Origin of the sequence: Stappia stellulata (assembly GCF_020176715.1) — a bacterium.
In the GTDB taxonomy this organism is placed as follows: domain Bacteria; phylum Pseudomonadota; class Alphaproteobacteria; order Rhizobiales; family Stappiaceae; genus Stappia.
On the sequence record NZ_JAIVMF010000011.1, the window covers coordinates 79,627 to 99,296 of the forward strand.

Annotated in this window: 13 protein-coding genes; 9 read left to right on the plus strand and 4 right to left on the minus strand. The window is 66.2% G+C overall.

The genetic code is table 11. The annotated features are described in order from the left end of the window. Positions 1-15: 15 nt before the first annotated feature. A complete protein-coding gene (locus LC092_RS13935) occupies positions 16-1,506 on the minus strand; it encodes a PLP-dependent aminotransferase family protein (RefSeq protein WP_224807385.1) in 1,491 nt (496 codons plus the stop codon). Positions 1,507-1,637: 131 nt separating this feature from the next. On the opposite strand from LC092_RS13935, the gene LC092_RS13940 reads away from it, so the two are divergent. From LC092_RS13940 to LC092_RS13975, 8 genes are all read left to right on the plus strand, one after another. Then, complete coding sequence (locus LC092_RS13940) at positions 1,638-2,744, plus strand: mandelate racemase/muconate lactonizing enzyme family protein (protein WP_224807386.1); 1,107 nt, start codon at positions 1,638-1,640, stop codon at positions 2,742-2,744. A gap of 2 nt (positions 2,745-2,746) precedes the next feature. Beyond that, positions 2,747-4,255 (plus strand): aldehyde dehydrogenase family protein, encoded by a 1,509-nt coding sequence (locus LC092_RS13945; RefSeq protein WP_224807388.1) that lies wholly within the window; start codon positions 2,747-2,749, stop codon positions 4,253-4,255. A 310-nt stretch (positions 4,256-4,565) separates the two neighbouring features. Beyond that, positions 4,566-5,837, plus strand: a complete 1,272-nt coding sequence (locus LC092_RS13950) for an ABC transporter substrate-binding protein (protein ID WP_224807389.1) — start codon at positions 4,566-4,568, stop codon at positions 5,835-5,837. After that, positions 5,834-7,822 carry an ATP-binding protein gene (locus LC092_RS13955; RefSeq protein ID WP_224807391.1) on the plus strand — a complete coding sequence of 663 codons (1,989 nt, stop codon included), beginning with the start codon at positions 5,834-5,836 and terminating at the stop codon, positions 7,820-7,822. The genes LC092_RS13950 and LC092_RS13955 overlap by 4 nt, the downstream gene beginning before the upstream one ends. After that, positions 7,815-9,098 (plus strand): sigma-54-dependent transcriptional regulator, encoded by a 1,284-nt coding sequence (locus LC092_RS13960; RefSeq protein WP_224807393.1) that lies wholly within the window; start codon positions 7,815-7,817, stop codon positions 9,096-9,098. Before LC092_RS13955 ends, LC092_RS13960 begins: the two co-directional genes overlap by 8 nt. Positions 9,099-9,236: 138 nt before the next feature. After that, positions 9,237-10,559 (plus strand): ABC transporter substrate-binding protein, encoded by a 1,323-nt coding sequence (locus tag LC092_RS13965; RefSeq protein ID WP_224807395.1) that lies wholly within the window; start codon positions 9,237-9,239, stop codon positions 10,557-10,559. A 96-nt stretch (positions 10,560-10,655) separates the two neighbouring features. After that, complete coding sequence (locus LC092_RS13970; RefSeq protein WP_224807397.1) at positions 10,656-12,407, plus strand: ABC transporter permease; 1,752 nt, start codon at positions 10,656-10,658, stop codon at positions 12,405-12,407. A 22-nt stretch (positions 12,408-12,429) separates the two neighbouring features. Further along, complete coding sequence (locus LC092_RS13975; RefSeq protein WP_224807399.1) at positions 12,430-13,491, plus strand: ABC transporter ATP-binding protein; 1,062 nt, start codon at positions 12,430-12,432, stop codon at positions 13,489-13,491. A 75-nt stretch (positions 13,492-13,566) separates the two neighbouring features. Here the strand turns inward: LC092_RS13975 and LC092_RS13980 are convergent, their stop codons facing one another. Then, the gene (locus LC092_RS13980) at positions 13,567-14,523 is read right to left on the minus strand and encodes a Gfo/Idh/MocA family protein (protein ID WP_224807408.1); all 957 of its coding nucleotides are present in this window, start codon (positions 14,521-14,523) and stop codon (positions 13,567-13,569) included. A gap of 222 nt (positions 14,524-14,745) precedes the next feature. Between LC092_RS13980 and LC092_RS13985 the strand changes: the two genes are divergently transcribed. Beyond that, positions 14,746-16,716 carry an acetoacetate--CoA ligase gene (locus LC092_RS13985; RefSeq protein WP_224807410.1) on the plus strand — a complete coding sequence of 657 codons (1,971 nt, stop codon included), beginning with the start codon at positions 14,746-14,748 and terminating at the stop codon, positions 16,714-16,716. Here LC092_RS13985 and LC092_RS13990 read toward each other — a convergent pair. Both LC092_RS13990 and LC092_RS13995 read right to left on the minus strand, forming a co-directional pair. Beyond that, positions 16,713-17,171, minus strand: coding sequence for a YaiI/YqxD family protein (locus LC092_RS13990; RefSeq protein WP_224807412.1), 459 nt, complete (start codon positions 17,169-17,171; stop codon positions 16,713-16,715). The genes LC092_RS13985 and LC092_RS13990 overlap by 4 nt on opposite strands. Positions 17,172-17,330: 159 nt before the next feature. Next, on the minus strand, positions 17,331-19,571 hold the full coding sequence (locus LC092_RS13995; protein ID WP_224807414.1) for a TRAP transporter permease: 2,241 nt from the start codon (positions 19,569-19,571) through the stop codon (positions 17,331-17,333). Positions 19,572-19,670: the final 99 nt, after the last annotated feature.

Here is a 19,670-nt window from a genome sequence, read left to right on the forward strand (position 1 = left end):
ATTGCCGTTATTTTATCAGTCCAATCGCACTTTCGGTGAAACAATCTTGCGAATAACCGCAATTCCCTTTCGGATATCCTCCACGCCGGCGCTGCCGAACCCGAGAACGACTCCCTTTTGCGCGAGTGACGAAAGAGCGTAGCGGCCAAGCGGCGAGATGACGACACCGTCCGCCCTTACTCTCGATACCACCTCGTCTTCCGTCAAGTCATCTGCCAAAAGTCCGACAGCGTGAAACCCGCTTGCCGTTGGCTGCACGTCGATGCGTCCGCTGAGCGATGCGGCGGCCTCTATCAGGGCGTCGTGCCGCTCCCGGTAAAGCTGCCGCATGGTGCGGATATGCGTGGCAAACAGCCCCTCGTCCATGAAATCAGCGACGACCGCCTGGGTGACCGTCGGTGCGCCGCTGAGCCAGGCTTCCCAGATGCGCTCGCAGGCGGAGACCAGACCGCGCGGCGCAAGCACGAAGCCCAGCCGCAGGCTTGGAAACAGCGATTTGGAAAACGTGCCGACGTAGATCACCCGCTCGCGGGTATCAATGCTCTTCAGCGTCGGCGGGGGCTGGTCGCCATAGTAGAATTCCCCGTCGTAATCGTCCTCGACGATCATCGCGTCGGCGTCATGCGCGGCCTGCAGCAGTGCCAGCCGGCGCTCCAGGCTCATGACGTGGCCAAGCGGCTGCTGATGCGAGGGCGTGACGAAGGCCAGCCGGAAGTCGGGCGCCTTGGCAAGCCCCTCGTCCACGCACAGCCCTTCCGCATCGACGCTGATCGGCGCGAGCCGCGCGCCATTCGCGACGAAGGCATTGCGCGCGCCGATCGCGCCGGGATTCTCGAACCACACCGTTTCGCCCGGATCGACCAGCATCGCGCTGATCAGCGAGAACCCCTGCTGTGCGCCGTTGACGATGAAGATCTGGTCGGCCTCGCAGACGATGCCGCGCGAGGCGTTGAGCTGGCGGGCGATCGCCGCGCGCAGGCGGGGATACCCGAACGGCTCGCCGTAGCCGGTGACATGATCGCGCCCGCCCCGCCAGTGCCGGGCCGACAGGCGCGCCCATTGCGCCATGGGAAAAGCATCGAGCGCGGGCAGCGCCGTGGTGAAGGCCATCGACTTGTGCGGCAGGCGGCTGCGCGGCGCGAACTGCGGCGCCGCGGTGCGGGCGGCCTGCGACAGGCGCGGGTCGGCCGCGCCGCGCGCCGCCATTGGCGCATCGCCCGGCGTCTCGCCCCGTCCCTTCAGCGCATCGCTGACGAAGGTGCCGGCCCCGACGCGCGCCTCCAGAAGTCCCTCCGAGACCAGCCGGTCGACCGCATCGATCACGGTGGTGCGGGAGACGCCAATCTCCTGCGCCAGCGTGCGCGTTGCCGGCAGCCGGTCCCCGGGCGCGAGCCCGCCCGACAGGAGCAGCTCGCGCAAGGCCATGTAGAGCTGCACGGAAATGCGCCGGTCCGACGTTTTGTCGATCCGGATCGAGGACAGCATCATTCCGGCGTGGCGCTTCATGGTCCCTCGCGCAAGATTGGTATGGAAACTTCCGCAAAACGGACCTTAATTCAAGACCAATTCTGAGTAGGTTGGCGCGAATGGTTGGACCTGCGGCCGAGAGACGTGGCCGCGCAGCGGGATTTTCGCCAATGAGAATCAGGGCAATCGAGACCTTCGCCACGCAGTTCGTCTGCTTTGTGCGGGTCACGGCGGAAAACGGCACGCAGGGCTGGGGGCAGGTCGCCCCCTATTGCGCCGATATCACGGCGGAGGTGCTGCATCGCCAGGTCGCTCCTCATGCCCTTGGCCAGGATGCCTTCGACATCGCGCATCTGATGGAGATCATCCCCGAGCGGGAGCACAAGTTTCCGGGCGCCTATGTCAGCCGCGCCATGGGCGGCCTCGACACCGCATTGTTCGACCTGCGCGGACGGATCGAGGGCAAGCCGGTGTGCGAACTCCTTGGCGGCACGCCGGGCCGTGTGCGTGCCTATGGCTCGTCGATGAAACGAGACATCACGCCGAAGGACGAGGCGGAGCGGCTGAAACGCCTGCAGGACGCCCACGGCTTTACCGCCTTCAAGTTCCGCATCGGCGCCGAATGCGGCCGCGACCAGGACGAATGGCCGGGGCGCACCGAGGAAATCGTGCCGACGATGCGCGCGGCCTTTCCCGACGACACCGCACTTCTGGTCGACGCCAACTCCTGCTACTCGCCGCAGAAGGCAATCGAAGTCGGCCGGTTCCTTCAGGACAACGGCATCTCGCACTATGAGGAGCCCTGCCCCTATTGGCACTACGACCAGACCAAACAGGTGACGGACGCGCTCGACATCGACGTCACCGGCGGCGAGCAGGATTGCTCGCTCGTCGACTGGGCGCGGATGATCGACCAGCGCGTGGTCGACGTGATCCAGCCGGATATCTGCTATCTCGGCGGCATGGTCCGCACCCTGCAGGTGGCACGGATGGCGGAGGCGGCGGGCCTGCCCTGCACGCCGCATGCGGCCAATCTGTCGATGATCACGCTTTTCACCATGCACCTGCTGCGCGCAATTCCCAACGCCGGCAAATACCTCGAGTTTTCCATCGAGGGCCGGGACTACTACCCCTGGCAGGAGGACCTGTTCGTCTCCTCGCCCTACGCCATTGACGACGGGCATGCCACGGTGACCGACGCCCCCGGCTGGGGTGTGGAGGTCAATCCCGAATGGCTTGCCCGGTCGACCTACAAGATCAGCACCCAGGATTTGTGACCATGACCACTTCCACCGAAACTTCCGGGACGGATCTCGTGACCGAGGCGCTGCGCACGGGCACGCTTGCCGGATTGCCGGAGGGCCATTTCATCAACGGCGGATTTGTCCGCCCCGCGCACAACCGGCGCATGGAAAGCTTCGATCCGGGTCGGGGCGAGGCCTTTGCCGAATTTGCCGCCGGCACGGCGGAGGATGTCGACGACGCGGTGGCAAGCGCCCGCCATGCCTTCGAAACCGTCTGGCGCGACACGCTCCCCGTCGAGCGCGGCCGCATCCTGATGCGCGCCTCGCGGCTGATCCAGGACAATCTCGAAAGGCTCGCCGTTGCCGAAACGCTCGACAGCGGCAAGCCGATCGCGGAAGCGCGCGGCGACGTGCGCGGCGCGGCCCGCACCTTCGAGTATTACGCCGGCGCCTGCGACAAGCTGGAGGGCGAGAGCTTCCCGCTCGGCCCCGATTATCTCGCCTATTCCATCCATGAGCCGGTCGGCGTTACCGCCCATATCATCCCCTGGAACTTCCCGATCTCCACGGCGGCGCGTGGTTTCGCCCCTGCCCTTGCCGCCGGCTGCGCGATCGTCGCCAAGCCGGCGGAACAGACGCCCTTCACCGCCCTGATGCTCGCCGAGATCCTGTCGCAGGCAGGTCTTCCGGACGGCGTGTGCAATGTCGTTACCGGAACCGGCGCCGAGGCCGGCGCCCCGCTGACGCGCCATCCGGGCATCGACCACATCACCTTCACCGGCTCCGTCGCCACGGGCCGCCAGGTGATGAAGGCCGCGGCCGACGACATCACCCGCGTGGTGCTGGAACTCGGCGGCAAGTCTCCGGTGGTGGTTTTGAAGGATTGCGACCTTGACCAGGCAATCGCCGGCGTTCTCGGCGCGATCTACGAGAACGCCGGGCAGATCTGCTCGGCCGGATCGCGGCTGATCATCGAGCGGCCGATCCAGGACGAATTCCTCGCCGCCCTCGCCGCGCGCGCCAAGGCGCTGTCGCTCGGCCATGGGTTGCGGGGACCCGATGTCGGGCCGGTGAACTCCGCGGCACAGCTCGACAAGATCGCCGGGTTCGTCGCCCGGGCCCGCCAGCAGGGCGCGGAGATCCTGGCCGGCGGCAAGGCAACGACCGATCCGGAAACCGGCAAGGGCTGGTTCTACGAGCCGACCATCGTCGCCAGGCTCAGCCCGCGCGACGAGATTGTGCAGGAGGAAGTGTTCGGGCCCGTGCTTGCAGTGCAAAGCGCGGAGGATGCCGATCACGCCCTGGCGCTGGCCAACGACAGCCAGTACGGCCTGGTCGCCGGCGTCTATACCAGCGACCTTGGCACCGCCCATCGGCTCGCCCGCCGCATCGACGCAGGACAGGTGTTCATCAACGAGTATTTCGCCGGCGGCATCGAGGTGCCCTTCGGCGGCAACAAGAAATCCGGCTTCGGTCGCGAAAAGGGCCTGGAGGGCCTGAAGAGCTACTGCAAGACCAAGAGCGTCGCCGCGCGCATCACCTGACCGCGCCCCTCGCGGAAAGGCCTGAGGGGCGACGGCCTGCCCGTCGTCCCGCAAACGGAAGCCTGTCCGATTGGGTCACTTTTGACACATCGCGCGGGCGCGCGCGGTCTTTGCCATTGAACACGACCGGCGCATCGACCAAAACTCGGGGAACGCCGCATCCCGCGGCAGGAAACGGATCGGGCTTGCGCCCGAAAGCGCAAGCCGCGATGCCGACGGGAAACCCGAGATCGACATGCCGCGTTCCATTGCCCCTCTTCACGCAGACCCAAAAGCGCCCCCGACGGCGGGGCGGGCAGACGGGACGCGCATGAGCGCGTTGCAGCGGCTCCTTGTCGCCGTTCTCGGCCTGGCGCTTGCCCTGCTGCCGGTCCTGCCGGCCCACGCGGCGAACGAGCTGCGCATTCTCACCTCGATGCCACCGGCGCTGTTCCAGCCGTACAAGGAGGCGTTCGAGGCCGCCAACCCGGGCACCTATGTGCTGGTTCTGAACAAGCACACGGGCGCTGCGCTGGAAGAGGTGGTGCGCGGCAATCCCCGGCATTTCGACATCTTCTGGGCGAGCGCGCCGGAGGCCTTCTCGATCCTGGCGAGCCACGACGCCTTCGCCTCGGCACGGACGCAGGAAACCGTCTGTCCGGCCACCGGCGGCCGCGGCTACCGGCCCTTCGCCCTGTCCTCGATCGGCTGGACCCGGCGCGCGGACAGCACGCTGTTCATGCCGGGCGACTGGAACGACCTGCTGCTTCCCGCCTATCGCGAGCGCATCGGCATGGCGCGGCCCTCGCGCTCGGGCACCATGCACATGCTGGTCGAGCGTTTCCTGCAGGTGCGCGGCTGGAACGAAGGCTGGAGCTATTTCCTCGCCCTGTCGGAGAACCTCTCGACGCTGACGTCGCGCAGTTTCGGCGTGATCGACGGGGTGCGCAGCAACCGCTTCGACATCGGCATCACCATCGACTTTCTCGCGGTGAGCGCGCAGCCCGACCTGATTTTCCGCTATGGCAAGCCGGTGATGATCTTCCCGGCGCAGATCGGAATTCTCGCAAGCGGCCAGGCCGGCGATCTCGCCTGTGCCTTTGTCGCACACCTGTTGTCGGACGAGGGCCAGCGCGTGCTGCTCCATCCCGCGATCGGACGCGTCCCGATCGCGCGCACGATCCACGAGGCGGACCCCGACAATGTGCCCCGGGAAATCCGCGAGGCGATGCGCCTGCCCTGGCTCGCCTATGACGCGGAACTGGCCCGCGACCGCTACTGGGCGGTCAACGGCTTGTTCGACATCTTCATCTCCGACGTTCTGCCCGAGCGCCGGGCGCTGTGGGACCGGTATCGCAGGCTGGAAGCGCAGGGCGCGTCGATCGGACTCGCCCTCATTCACGACATGCTCACCACCCTGCCGGTGCCCGAAACCCTCGCCACTTCCAGCGAATTGAACGACCTGCCGCTGCGCATCACCAATCTGACAGCGCAGACGGAGCGCCAGAAAGCGGCGCTGGATGCCTGGCGCGAGGCGGCGCTCAACCAGCTCGCCGCGATCGACGCGGCGCTCGTTGCCCTCGAGGACGGGGCAAGCCCATGACGACGACCCGGCGCGGCTATTGGGCGGGCGGCATCTGGCGGCGCCTGTTCGTCGTCATCGGAGCGACCGTCATGGTCCTGTGGTTCATGCTGGCGCTGTCGATCCTGCTGTTCGCGCGCGTGCAGGAGGACTATTCGGACCTCGCCGCCTCGCATGTGCCACGCCTGGCGCTGTCGAGCGAGCTTGCGGAATATTCCGCCCGTCTGGCCGGCCTCGCCACGGCGATCCTGGGGCGACAGACCGAGGATCAGGACCTTCTCGCCGAGATCAAGCGGGTCTCCGTGCAACTCTCCTCGGCGCTGCAGGACCCGGCCTGGACCGATCCCCTGCCCGCCAATGCGCCGGACGTACGCCGGATCGCCGAGACCCCCGGCGATGTCGAGGGCGAACTTCTGACGCTGCTGGCGCTTTTCGAGAACCGCCGTGCGCTTTCCGATGCGCTGGCCGACCGGATCGAGCGGCTGCGCTGGCTGAATGTCGACATTCAGGACGAGGTCGACCCGATCCTCAATGACTATACGTTCAACATCGAGGCGATGATGCGGGCCATCGGCGCCGCCGATGAGCGCTCCGTCCGTGAGGATCTGGTGCGCCGCATCGGCGACGAACGCACCCTGCGCAACACCATCGCCCAGATCGGCGGCGATGCGGCGACCGCCGTGACCTTGATCATTCAAGGCAGCGTGGCGGCCGACCCGCTGCAACTTGAGCGCTTTTCCGATCTGACCAACGACATGCTTGTGCGCGTCGCGGAGACGGTCGACACCATTCCGTCGAAGCCGGAGTTCCTCACCCTGCGCCAGTCGGTTGCCGGCCTGCGTGAGGTCGCGCAAGGCGAAAAGGGCGTCTTCGCCCTGCGCAAGGACTGGCTGACGCAGGAACTGCGGGTCTATGCGCGCATCCAGTCGCTTCAGGACGGGATCACCGCGCTGCAGGCCAACTTGACAGAGGTCGCGGAAAGCGAGAAGCGCAGCGTTCTGGCCTCCGTCGACGGCGCGGCACAGCGCCTGCGCACGACGATGGCCTGGCTGATCGGCGCCACCATCCTCGTCGGGATAGCCGGTGTCGCCGCGCTGTTCGGCATCGTGCAGAAGGGCATCATCGCCCCCTTGCAGCAACTGACCGATGCGATGATGGGGATCGCCGAGGGCGAACGCACCGGCGCCCTGCCGCCGGTCACCGGCGACGAGATCGGCCGCATGGCGCAGGCCGTCGGCGCCTTCCAGTCCTCGATCCGCGCGCGTGACGAGGCCATCGACGACCTGCACCGCACCCAGGCGGAGCTGGTGCAGGCCGGCAAGATGGCAGCGCTTGGCAATCTCTCCGCCGGCATCAGCCACGAGCTGAACCAGCCGCTTGCCGCGATGAAATACCGCCTGCATCTGCTGCGCAGCGCAAGGGACACGCATGACGCCTCCCAGGTGGACCGCCAGATCGGGCGGATCTCCGCGCTGGCGGAGCGGATGGAGGCGATCATCGCCCATTTGCGCCGTTTCGCTCGGCGCGCCGATCAGGAGCGGGTGCCGCTGTCGCTCGGCGAGGCCATCGACAACGCGATCGCATTGATGCGCGGCAAGATCGACGCGCCGGGCATCGCGCTCAAGGTGCAGGACGCCAGCCGCGCCGCGTCCGTGATCGGCGACCCGATCCTGGTCGAACAGGTGCTGGTCAACCTGCTGTCGAATGCGGTCGATGCCATCGAGGATGCCGGGGGAACCGGCGAGATCGAGATCGCCGGCGCCCGGGCCGGCCCGGACTTCGTGCTGACCATTTCCGACACCGGCATCGGTCTCGGCGATCTCGCGCCGGAAGTGGCGATCGATCCTTTCGTGTCCACCAAGTCGGCCGGCCGGGGCATGGGGCTCGGGCTGTCGATTTCCTACAATATCGCACGCGATCTCAATGGCGACTTCCGCCTGGAACCGGGCGACAAGGGCGGCGCGCGCGCCGTCCTGCAACTTCCCAGCGGGGACAGCGATGACTGAGAAAACCCGGGTCTATGTCGTCGACGACGATGGCGATCTGCGCGAGGCGCTCCTGGAGGTGCTGGCGAGCGAAGGCATTCCGGCGGACGGCTTCGCCACCGGCCGCGACATGTTGCGCCAGCTCGACCCGGAATGGGAGGGCGTCATCCTGTCCGACATCCGCATGCCGGGGCTCTCCGGCCTGGAGGTGATGCAGGAAGCCCGGCAACTGGCGCCCGACGTGCCCTTCATCCTGATCACCGCCCATGGCGATATCCAGATGGCGGTAAAGGCGGTGCGGGACGGCGCCTTCGATTTCATCGAGAAGCCGGCGCCGCCGGAACATCTGCTCGCGGTCGTGGCCCGCGCGCTGACCACCCGCAAGCTGCAGCTCGAGAACGCCCGGCTGCGGCGGCGCGTGGCGCGCGGGGCGAACCTCGGCGCGCGGTTTCTCGGCCGCTCCGCGGTGATCCGCACCTGCCGGCGCGAGATCATTTCCGTCGCGCCGCTTGACGTCGACGTGCTGCTGCACGGCGAGACCGGCACCGGCAAGGAACTGGCCGCGCGCTGCATCCACGACCTGTCCGGGGCGGAAGGCGACTTCGTTTCGCTCAATTGCGGGAGCCTGAGCGAAGCCACCTTCGACGACGTGATGTTCGCGGAATCGGAGACCCGCCCCGGCGCCATCCCGCGCGCACGCGGTGGCACCCTGTTTCTCGACAATGTCGCGTCGCTGTCGGAAACCGTGCAGTTGCGGCTGCTCGATGTCATGGACCGACGCAGTGGCGAAATCCCGTTTCGCGTGATCGGCGCCAACCCGCGCTCCCTGTCGGACGCGCATGGCGCGGGCGAACTGCGCGACGACCTCTACTATCGCCTCAACCTTGCCGAGATCGAGCTGCCACCGCTCAGGGAGCGGGAAAACGACGTCTTCCTGCTGCTCGACCATTTCATCAACGAATCCGTCGCCCGCCACGAACGGCGCTATCCGACGATGACCGCCGACGACTTGCGCCCGTTCAAGGCCTACCACTGGCCCGGGAACTTGCGCGAGTTGCGCAATGTGGCGGAAAAGCTCGTGATCGGGCTGAAGGTCCGCTTTCAAAAACCCAGCGAACAGGTGCCGGACGGTCTCGACTACGACAGCGCCATGCAGGACTTCGAGGCGTCGCTGCTGCGCGCGGCCCTGCTCAAGGCCGGCGGGCGCAAGGGCGAGGCCGCGGAGCTGCTGAAGATCCCGCGCAAGCGCCTCTATCTGCGGCTGAAGGCCACCGGCCTGCTCCAGGATGGGTCATAACTGCCCCAAAAACGCGTGTCGATAGTGACCCAACATCGAAAAATTTCTCTTTATACTTCAATGATTTGACTAGATTTCCGAGACATGGATAGCCTTTCACTGCGCGACATCAGACCGCGCAAGTTTGGGAGGACTACCATGAAGACGTTTTTGCGCGGCAGCGTTGCCGCAACGGTTCTGCTCGCCAGTTCCGCCTTCGCGGCGGAGCCGGTGGTTATCGTCACGTCGTTTCCCGACACAATGACGACGGTCATCGAGAAGGCCTTCGAGGAAGCGCACCCGGAATACGATCTGGAAGTGCTCAACAAGAGCACCTCCTCCGGCGTCAAATACATTCAGGAAATTGCCGGTTCCAACACCGCCGACCTGTTCTGGGCATCGGCACCCGACGCCTTCGAGGTCCTGAAGTCGGGCGATCACCTCGCCAAGGTCGGGATCAAGGTCGACGGCATTCCCGACATGATCGGCTCCTATCCGATGAACGATCCGGACGGGGCCTATTACGGCTTTGCCGCCTCGGGTTACGGCATCATGTGGAACGAGCGCTATCTCGCCGCCAACGAGCTTGAGCCGGCGCGCGACTGGTCGGACCTGAAGAAGCCGGAATACCACGGCCATGTCGGCATGTCCGCGCCGTCGCGCTCGGGCACCACGCATCTGACCGTGGAAACCCTGATCCAGGGCGAAGGCTGGGAGAAGGCCTGGGCCGACTGGAAATGGATTGCGGGCAACTTCGCCTCCGTGACCGAGCGCAGCTTCGGCGTTCCGGACGGCGTCAACACCGGCAACTTCGGCCTCGGCATCGTGATCGACTTCTTCGGCTTCTCGTCGAAGGCCTCCGGCTTCCCGGTCGACTTCGCCTATCCGTCGGTCACCGCGCTGGTTCCGGCCAACATCGGCGTCGTCAGCAATGCGCCGAACGAGGAAGGCGCCAAGACCTTCATCAAGTACCTGCTGTCGCCGGCCGGCCAGAAGACCCTGTTCAACCCGGCGATCATGCGTCTTCCGGTCAATCCGGCGAGCTATGCCGATGCCCCCGAGGGCCTGCCCAATCCGTTCGGGGAGGGGGCGATCGCCGCGTCGGTCAAGTTCGACGTCGACACGTCCGGCAAGCGCTACTACGTGGTCAGCTCGCTGTTCGACGTGATGATCACCTACCGTCTCGACGACCTGCGCGCTGCCGTGCGGGCCGTGCAGATGGCGGAGGCCAAGCATGCGGACGGGTCGAACGCGGAAGCCAAGGAGCTGATCGCCGAAGCCCGCAAGCTGATCGAGAAGACCCCGATCACCGAAGCGCAGAGCCTTGACCCCAGCCTGAACGGCGCCTTCACCAAGCGCCGCAAGAAAGCCACCGACACCGTCGACCGGCGCCAGGCCGAGATCGAACAGGAGTGGGACGCACAGGTGACCGCGAACTACGCGCTCGCCAAGCAGCTGGCGGACAAAGCCGCCGCAATGTAACGGCGGGCCCGCGCCCCCGGCGCGCGCCCCCCAGGCCCCGGACCCGCTCCCTTGCGGCTCCGGGGCCGCCCATCCCCGAAAACGCCGGAAATCGAAATGACATCCTCATCCCGCCCTGCGGCAGGAGGGCGGTCGCTTGCCGACCGCTTGCCAGATGCCCTCTTTCCCAAACTCAGTGGCCCGGCCATCGTTGGCCTGTTCATCGCCATCTTCCTTGGCGGCTTCCTGATCTTTCCCGTCCTGCAAGTGATCTATGTCGCGTTCCAGGATCCGGGCAGCGGTGCGCTGACACTGCGCAATTTCGGCGATTTCTTTGCGACAAGCCTGTTTCGCGAGAGCTTCGTCAACTCCTTCTACGTTTCGGCGATGTCGGTGGTCTTCGCGACCCTGATCGCCCTGCCGCTGGCCTATATCACCACCCGCTTCAACTTCGGCGGCGCGATGATCGTCCAGAGCCTCGGATTCATTCCGCTGATCATGCCGCCCTTCGTCGGCGCGGTGGCGATGCAGCTGATCTTCGGCCGCAACGGCACGGTCAACCTGCTGCTGCGCGAGCACTTCGGCTTCACCATCCCGTTCATGGACGGGCTGAACGGCGTGATCCTGGTGCAGAGCATCCACTATTTCCCCTTCATCCTGATCAACCTGTCGACCTCGCTGCGCAACATTGACCGCTCGATGGAAGAAGCCGCCCAGAACCTCGGCTCGCACGGCATGCGGCTGTTCCGCAAGATCGTGTTCCCGCTGGCGATGCCCGGCTATATCGCCGGCGCGGTGCTGGTCTTCATCAAGGTCTTCGATGATCTCGGGACCCCGCTTCTGCTCAACGTCAACAACATGCTGGCGCCGCAGGCCTATCTGCGCATCACCTCCGTCGGCATCAGCGATCCGATGGGCTATGTGATCTCGGTCATCCTGGTCGCCTTCTCGGTGCTGTCGCTGTGGGCCTCCTTCCTGGTGATGCGGGGCAAGGACTACGCCACCGTGCAAAAGGGCGGCGGCGGACTTGCCCGGCGCGATCTCAAGACGCGCGAGAAGGTGCTGGCCTATGGCGCCGTCGCGCTGATCCTGCTGCTGGTGCTGTCGCCGCACATCGGGCTCCTGCTCCTGTCGCTCGGCACCGTGTGGTCCTATGCGCCGCTTCCCGACGGCTACACGCTCCAGAACTACGTCACCATGTGGGAGAACTCGCAGCAGTATATTGCCAACACGCTGCTGTACGCCGGTCTTGCCGCCCTCGGCGACGTGATCATCGGCACGGCCATCGCCTATATCGTGCTGCGCACCGGCATCTGGGGCCGCAAGGGGCTCGACTATCTGGCAACGGCAGCACTGGCCGTTCCCGGCGTCGTCCTCGGCATCGGCTACCTGCGCTCGTTCCAGGGCATCGACGTGCCCTTCGTCGGCGAGCCGCTGGCAAGCTGGTGGGTGATCATCGCCATCGCCCTGATGATCCGTCGCCTGCCCTACGCGCTTCGGGCCTGCATGGCCGCACTGCAACAGGTCAGCCATGCCCTGGAAGAAGCAGCGGAAAACCTCGGCGCCTCGAAGACGCGCACCATCCGGCGGATCGTCATCCCGCTGATGATGGGCGGCATCCTCGCCGGCTTCGTCACCAGCTTCGCGACCGCGGCCGTCGAGCTGTCGGCGACGATCATGCTGGTGTCCTCGGATGCGGACTCCCCGCTTGCCTACGGCATCTACCTGTTCATGCAGACGCCGTCCGGTCGCGGCGCGGGTGCGGCCCTTGGCATCGTCGCGGTGGTGATTGTCGGCCTTGGAACCCTGCTTTCGCAGATCATCATCGATCGCGACAAGAAACTCAAAACCCAAAGTGGCGACCACTGACGGGCGCCGGGAGGACATGACTATGACAACGGAAATGGTTGGAATCGAGATCGAGGACCTTCACCTCGCCTTCGGGAAGACAAAGGTGCTGACGGGCGTGAACCTCACGATCGAGCCCGGCGAGTTCTTCGCCTTCCTCGGCCCGTCGGGGTCGGGCAAGTCGACGCTGCTGCGCTCAATCGCGGGCTTCGGTCCGCAACCGGAGGGGCATATCCGCATCGGCGGCAAGGATGTGGTCGACCTTCCGCCCTGGAAGCGCAATGTCGGCATGGTGTTCCAGTCCTATGCGCTCTGGCCGCATCTGTCGGTGCGCGAGAACGTCGCCTTCGGCCTGAAGGAGCGCAAGATGCCCTCCTCCGAGATCGGCCCGCGCGTTGCGGCCGCACTCGATCTGGTCGGCCTGAAGCATCTGGCGGAGCGCATGCCCAACCAGCTTTCGGGCGGCCAGCAGCAGCGCATCGCGCTGGCCCGCACCGTGGTGGTGGAACCCAAGGTTCTGCTTCTGGACGAGCCGCTGTCCAACCTCGACGCCTCGCTGCGCGTGCAGATGCGCCGCGAGCTGCTCGCGCTGCAGCGCAAGTTGGGTCTGACGACGATCTTCGTCACCCATGACCAGGAGGAGGCCAACACCACCTCCGACCGTATGGCGGTGCTCGACGGCGGCGTCATCCAGCAGATCGGGACGCCCCAGACGCTCTACGACACGCCGGAAAACCTCTTCGTCGCGAGCTTCCTCGGCACCGCCAACATTCTGGAAGGCAAGGTCGAGCGCGACGGCGGCGATATCCGTTTCGTGGCCGGGACCGGCGACAAGCTGCTCCTGTCGAGCGAGGCGGACGGGACCGGCGCCATCGTGCTCCGGCCGCAGAACATCGCGATCAGCGAAAAGCCTGACGCGGACACGCTGTCGGGACGGATCCTGCACCGCGAATTCCTCGGCAGCCAGATCCGCTACATCGTCCAGGCGGCGGGCACGGAAATGGTCGTCGATCAGGGTCACAAGGCCGGCGAGGCAGGCTACCTGCCCGAAACCGACGTGCACCTGAAGGTCAACACCCAAAGCGCCGTCTGGATCCCGCAGTAGGCGGCGCAAACGGCAGGGCTGCGCGGCGGACCGAGATCCCCCGCTGCGCAGCCCTGATCGGGCAGCCCGACACCACTAGGACGCCAGCATCGTCTCCACCAGCTTCTGCACGGCAAGTGCTTCGGCGGGCGTGGCGAGGCGGTTGGGCTTGCCGTCGATCAGCAGCAGGAGATCGTCGAGCTGGGCCTTGAGGCTGACGGCGCGCGGATCGGCGGGGCGCTTGCGCAACTCCACGAAGTCTCCGCCATCGGAGCGGGCATCGACGTAGAAATCCGTGATCCGCCGGCTGGTCTTCGTGCCCTTGACGGTGAACTCCTGACGGTCGGGCTGCGCGCCGCCGACACTTGCCAGAATGGAAACCGGCAGGCCGTCCGCGTTTTCCAGGCGGGCGAGAAGCTGGGTCTCGCAAAGCGCCGGGTCCTTGGGATAGCTCGGCTTGGCCCAGACGACCTCGAGCGGCCCCAGAACACGGCTCGTGAAAAACAGGAAATGCGAGAGCACCTCGCGCGTCATCCCGCCCTCGGCGCGGAACCGCAGCCAGTCCGCCGCCACCTGCCAGGCGCGCGGCCAGGCGGGATAGGTCAGCACGACATCGACACCGACGAGATCGCCCATCTCGCCTGCCTTCGCCGCATGGGACACATCGGTCAGCGCCGCACCGGCGGCCTGGGTGAAATTGACGGCGGCCGGAACGCCGGCAGCCTCGAGGCGGGCAACCAGATCCTCGCTCTCCGCGACATCGACGCCGAGCGGCTTTTCCAGGAACACCGCCTTGCCGGCACTGGCTGCGGCCAGTGCGTAGGTCTTGCGCGGCTCCGGCGGGCAGGCGAGATAGACGAGATCCGCCGCCGCGATGGCCGCATCCGGGCCGTCGGTCACTTTTGCCGAGGGCGCCAGCTTCGCCGCTGCCGCGCAGGCCTCGGCGCTCGGATCCCAGAGCGCAACGACATCGTAGCCTTCGTGGCGACCCATGTGCTCCAGCATGCGCTGCCCCATGATGCCAAGGCCGATGACTGCTGTTTTCACGCCCATGCGTTTGTCCTCTTTCGGGTTTTTGCTTTTGGTATGATGATTTCCGGCCCCTGTTCTGCCCCGCCACGACGCCGACGTCCAGTGCATCCGGTTGAAAACGCCTCGCGCACCGCAGCGGCACGGGCAAGGCGGCACTTGCGCTTTACTGTGACGGTCGGCGCGCTACTCTGAGGTCGGCCCGACAGCGAACGGGCGCTCCCGCCAGCAAGACATCAGGACCACATGAGCGAGACCCGCCCCTCCCCCGACTGGACGCCGACGCCTGCGTTCATCGAACAAAGCAACATGACCGCCTTTCAAAGGTTTCTTGCTCGCACCCACGGCCTGCAGCTTGAGGACTATCACGCGCTCTGGGCATGGTCGGTCCGCGAACCGGGCGCTTTCTGGGAAGCGATCATGGCGTTTTCGCAGGTCGAGAGCCCGACGCCCTGGCGCGCAGCGCTGGAGGACGCGCGCATGCCGGGCGCGGTGTGGTTTCCAGGTGCCACGCTGAACTACACGGCGCATGCGATGCGCCATGTCCGGCCCGGTCGCACGGCCATCCGCCACGAGGCGGAGGACGGCACGCAGACGGAGCTCGACTGGGAAACGCTCCGGGACCGGACGGCGGCGGTCGCAGCAGGGCTTGCAGCCCTTGGCGTGGCGCGCGGCGACCGGGTCGTCGGCTATCTGCCCAACACGCCGGAGACGATCGTCGCCTTTCTGGCAACGGCCAGCCTTGGCGCCGTCTGGTCGCTGTGCGCGCCCGACATGGGTGCTGCCACCGTGCTGGAGCGCTTCCGCCAGATCGAGCCGAAAGCGATTGTCACCGCGTCCGGCTACGCTTTCGGCGGCAAATGGCGCGACCGCAGCGCCGAAGTCTCGGAGCTTCTCGCGGGACTTCCGACACTTGCCGCCTGGATCTCGATGGATACGGCCGAAAATGTCGACGGCGGGTCGCTCGCGCGCACCGATTGGGCCGCGCTTTGTGCATCCGGGACCCGCCTCGCGCTCGAGATGCTGCCCTTCGACCATCCCTTGTGGATCGTCTATTCCTCCGGCACCACCGGCACGCCCAAGGCCATCGTGCATAGCCACGGCGGGGTGATGCTGGAGCATCTGAAGCTCCTCGGCCTTCACTGCGACATCGGCGCGGACGACGTCTTCGCCTGGTACAGTTCGACCGGCTGGATCATGTGGAACGTGCAGGTCGGCGGCCTGCTGACCGGCGCGACCGTCGCCATTGCGGAAGGCAGCCCCGGCCATCCCGACAACGGCCGGCTCTGGCGCTTCATCGAGCGCGCGGGCGTCACGGTCTTCGGCGCGGGCGCGGCCTGGTACATCGCCTGCATGAAGGCCGGCATCGTGCCGCGCGCGGAAGCCGATCTTTCGGGCTTGAAGATGCTGGGCTCGACCGGCTCGCCGCTGCCGCCGGAGGCCTACCGGTGGATCCAGGACACCGTCCGGCGCGACATCTGGATCGCGCCGATTGCCGGCGGAACGGACCTTGCCGGCGTCTTTCTCGCCGGCGCGCCGACGCTGCCGATGCGGGTCGGCGAAATGCAGTGCCGTGCGCTTGGCGCCGGCGTCTACGCCTTCGACGAGGCCGGAAATCCTGTGGAGGACGAGGTCGGCGAGCTGGTCTGCACCACGCCGATGCCCTCCATGCCGCTGTTCTTCTGGGGCGACACGGACGGGCAGCGCCTGCGGGAGAGCTATTTCGACACCTATCCCGGCGTCTGGCGGCACGGCGACTGGGTGCGCATCACGCCCGACGGCGGCGGCATCATCTATGGCCGCTCGGATGCGACGATCAACCGGCACGGCATCCGCATGGGCACCGCCGACATCTACCGCGTGGTCGAGGACATGGCGGAGATCGCCGACAGTCTGGTGGTCGATCTGGAGTATCTCGGCAAGCCCTCCTGCATGATCCTCTTCGTCAAGCTTGCGCCCGGCGCGTCGCTGGATGCGGAGCTGGAACATGCCATTGTCGCGGCCCTGAAACGCCGGGTGTCGCCGCATCACGTGCCGAATGAAATCGTCGCGGCGCCGGACATTCCCTATACGCTGACGGGGAAGAAGCTGGAGGTGCCGGTCAAGAAGCGTCTGCTCGGCCATCCGATGGAGGCTGTTGTGACGCGCGACGCCATGGCCAATCCCGAGTGCCTCGCCTGGTACGACCGCTTCGCGGACGATTTCGGCACCGGTTAGGTCTCGTTCAACGCCCGCCGCGCCATCCGGTCGAGGGCCTGCAGGAAGCGCGAGCGGTCGGCCTTGGAGAAAGACTTGCCGCCGCCGCTTTGATGGAAGGGGTTCGCCGCGCGAATGTCCTGCATCAGATCGCGCGTTGCCAGCCGGGCGCCGATATTCGCCGGCGTCAGCATTTCGCCGTCGTGCTGCAGCACATGAGCGCCGGCCTTCAGGCAGCGGTCGGCAAGGGGAATGTCGCCGGTGATCACCACATCGCCGGCGCCGCAATGGGCGGCGATCCACTGGTCGGCCACATCCGGCCCCTCCGGCACGATGCGCAGGCTCACCAGCGGATTGCGCGGCGGGCGAATGCCGCCGTTGCACACCAGCACCACCGGAATGTCCAGCCGGGTCGCCACGCGCTCGACCTCGTCCTTCACCGGACAGGCATCGGCATCGACATAAATCGTGGTCACGGCTGAAAGTCCATCACGGGCGGAGCGGGCGGGCCTCCCCCGCCCTGCCCCGCACGGGCGAGAGAGACGGATCTTCTACAAAATCGCTCCGGTGAAGACCACCCCGACGGCAAACCGGCCGCCCGTGACAGGCGGCCGGCCAATTTGCCTTCGTGGCGATCAGTCGAGCCCGCGGACCGGGATGCTGGCGCCCGGTTTGGGGTGGAAGATCCGCTGGATGGCAAACACCACGGCGGCGACCGCGATACCGCTCAGATCGGTCCAGATCCCGCCCTCGATCATCAGCAGTGCTGCGAGGATCAGCCCGATGCGCAGGAACCAGGCGGCGAAACCGCCGAGGAACCAGCCCTGAACGCCCGAACTGAGCAGGAACACGCCGACGATGGCGGTCACCGCCGCGCGGGCGATCTCCAGCGTCGTGCCTTCCATCAGGAGCGCGGAGTTGTAGAAGAACATGAAGGGCACGATGAAGGCGGCGATGCCGAACTTGAAGGAGGTCACCGAGGTTTCCATCGGATTCGCCCCGGAGATACCGGCGGCCGCGTAACTTGCCAGCGCGACCGGTGGCGTGATCGCCGAAAGAACCGCGTAGTAGAACACGAAGAAATGCGCGGTGAGCAGCGGAATACCGAGTTCGACGAGGCCCGGCGCGACCACGGAGGCCGCCACCGCATAGGCGGCCGTCGTCGGCATGCCCATGCCGAGCAGGATCGCGATGCACATGGCAAAGAACAGCGCCAGCAGTTGGCTCGCCTCGGCAAGACCCAGAAGCAGCGAGGAGAAGCGCGCGCCGACGCCGGTCAGCGAGATCACGCCGACGATGATGCCGGCGCAGGCGCAGACCGCGATGATCTGCACCGACATGGTTCCGGCGAGTTCGAACGCCTTGGCGATCGAGCGGATCCCCATGCGATAGGGCGTCAGCCAGGAGACGACGGCAGCGGCCATGGTGGCGAGCGTGCCGGCGCGGATCACCGAGTAGCCCATGAACAGCGCGTAGATCAAGATGATGATCGGCAGGAACAGATAGACCTGACGCGCCAGTCGGGCGAACTTCGGCAACTCGTCGGCGCGCATGCCGCGCATGCCGAGCTTGGCCGCTTCCATGTCGACCATGAAGTAGACCGACACGAAGTAGAGGATCGCCGGGATCAGCGCGGCAAGCGTGATGTCGGTGTAGGGAATGCCGGTGATCTCGGCCATGATAAAGGCGCCGGCGCCCATGATCGGCGGCATGATCTGGCCGCCGGTGGAGGCGGCCGCCTCGACCGCGCCGGCGGTCTTGCGGTGGTAGCCGACCTGCTTCATCAGCGGGATGGTGAGCGAGCCGGTGGAGACCACATTGCCGGCGGACGTGCCGTTGATCATGCCCATCAGGCCGGAGGCGAAGATCGCCACCTTGGCCGGACCGCCGCGGGCGCGACCGGCGGCTGCGAATGCGAAGTTCACGAAGTACTCGCCGACCTTGGAGGCCTGCAGGAAGGCCGCGAAGATGATGAACAGGATGATGTAGGTCGACGACACGGCGGTGGTCGGGCCCAAGATGCCGGCGTCGGTATAGACCTGGCTGAAGAAGCGCTGCCAGGTGATCGCCGGCGAATTCAGGAAGCCGGGCAACAGGTCGCCGACGAAAACATAGATCAGGAAGATCGCGGAAATCACGATCAATGCCATGCCGGCAACGCGGCGGGTCAGCTCCATGATCAGCGCCGTGCCGGCGACGGCGGCGATCGAGATGCCGATCGGCGCGAAGGGCGTGCCGGTCGAATTGCGCATCAAGGTGCCGTAGATGATGATCAGATAGGTCGCGACCGAAACGCCGCAGACGGCCAGCACGATGTCGGGCGCGGCGAAGCCGGAGCGCTCGCGCTTGTGGAACCACGACAGGACGATGCCGCCCATGGTGGCGATGATCAGCGGCAGGCCGAAGAGATAGGTCTCGTTGAACTTGATCCGCGGATCCATGCCGTTCCAGCTTACGCCGTTGCTGATCTCGACGCCGAAGGACATGGCGGTGCCGAGCGAAAACAGCGCGGGAACCATCAGGGCATAGGCCACATAACCCAGGGTCCTGGTTTCCTCGTCCTTGCCCGGAAAGTCGAGCCGGCCGGCGTAGAGGATAAAGCCGAGAGCCAGGGCTCCGGCGACGTGGGCGATGCGGAAGTTCCAGGTTTCCATCGGAAAGGACGGAAGCAGGGGCACCCGAATGCCGGTCCACTCGGAAATCGACACGCCGTTGAGGGCGGCCATGTGGAACAGCGCATAGAGCGCGGCAAAGGCACTCACGAAGATGAGGGCCTTGCCCTCGTACAGTCGACGGTTGATCTCGACCGGTTCGTCGTCGACGCCCTTGGCGATCATGTGGTCTTCGGATTCCGTGACAGCGCTCTTGTCCGTCATGCCTGCTCCCCCCGGGGTGCGTTATCTTGTTGCGATAACAGTTCTTCTTGTTCAGGCAGGGCCCCTATGGCGGGGCCCTGCCAGGTGTCGGCGATGGTA

What these genes read in the sequence shown, in the direction of transcription:
- LC092_RS13935 (WP_224807385.1), bottom strand. Translation starts at nt 1,506, where the DNA reads ATGAAGCGCCACGCCGGAATGATGCTGTCCTCGATCCGGATCGACAAA.
- LC092_RS13940 (WP_224807386.1), top strand. Translation starts at nt 1,638, where the DNA reads ATGAGAATCAGGGCAATCGAGACCTTCGCCACGCAGTTCGTCTGCTTT.
- LC092_RS13945 (WP_224807388.1), top strand. Translation starts at nt 2,747, where the DNA reads ATGACCACTTCCACCGAAACTTCCGGGACGGATCTCGTGACCGAGGCG.
- LC092_RS13950 (WP_224807389.1), top strand. Translation starts at nt 4,566, where the DNA reads ATGAGCGCGTTGCAGCGGCTCCTTGTCGCCGTTCTCGGCCTGGCGCTT.
- LC092_RS13955 (WP_224807391.1), top strand. Translation starts at nt 5,834, where the DNA reads ATGACGACGACCCGGCGCGGCTATTGGGCGGGCGGCATCTGGCGGCGC.
- LC092_RS13960 (WP_224807393.1), top strand. Translation starts at nt 7,815, where the DNA reads ATGACTGAGAAAACCCGGGTCTATGTCGTCGACGACGATGGCGATCTG.
- LC092_RS13965 (WP_224807395.1), top strand. Translation starts at nt 9,237, where the DNA reads ATGAAGACGTTTTTGCGCGGCAGCGTTGCCGCAACGGTTCTGCTCGCC.
- LC092_RS13970 (WP_224807397.1), top strand. Translation starts at nt 10,656, where the DNA reads ATGACATCCTCATCCCGCCCTGCGGCAGGAGGGCGGTCGCTTGCCGAC.
- LC092_RS13975 (WP_224807399.1), top strand. Translation starts at nt 12,430, where the DNA reads ATGACAACGGAAATGGTTGGAATCGAGATCGAGGACCTTCACCTCGCC.
- LC092_RS13980 (WP_224807408.1), bottom strand. Translation starts at nt 14,523, where the DNA reads ATGGGCGTGAAAACAGCAGTCATCGGCCTTGGCATCATGGGGCAGCGC.
- LC092_RS13985 (WP_224807410.1), top strand. Translation starts at nt 14,746, where the DNA reads ATGAGCGAGACCCGCCCCTCCCCCGACTGGACGCCGACGCCTGCGTTC.
- LC092_RS13995 (WP_224807414.1), bottom strand. Translation starts at nt 19,571, where the DNA reads ATGACGGACAAGAGCGCTGTCACGGAATCCGAAGACCACATGATCGCC.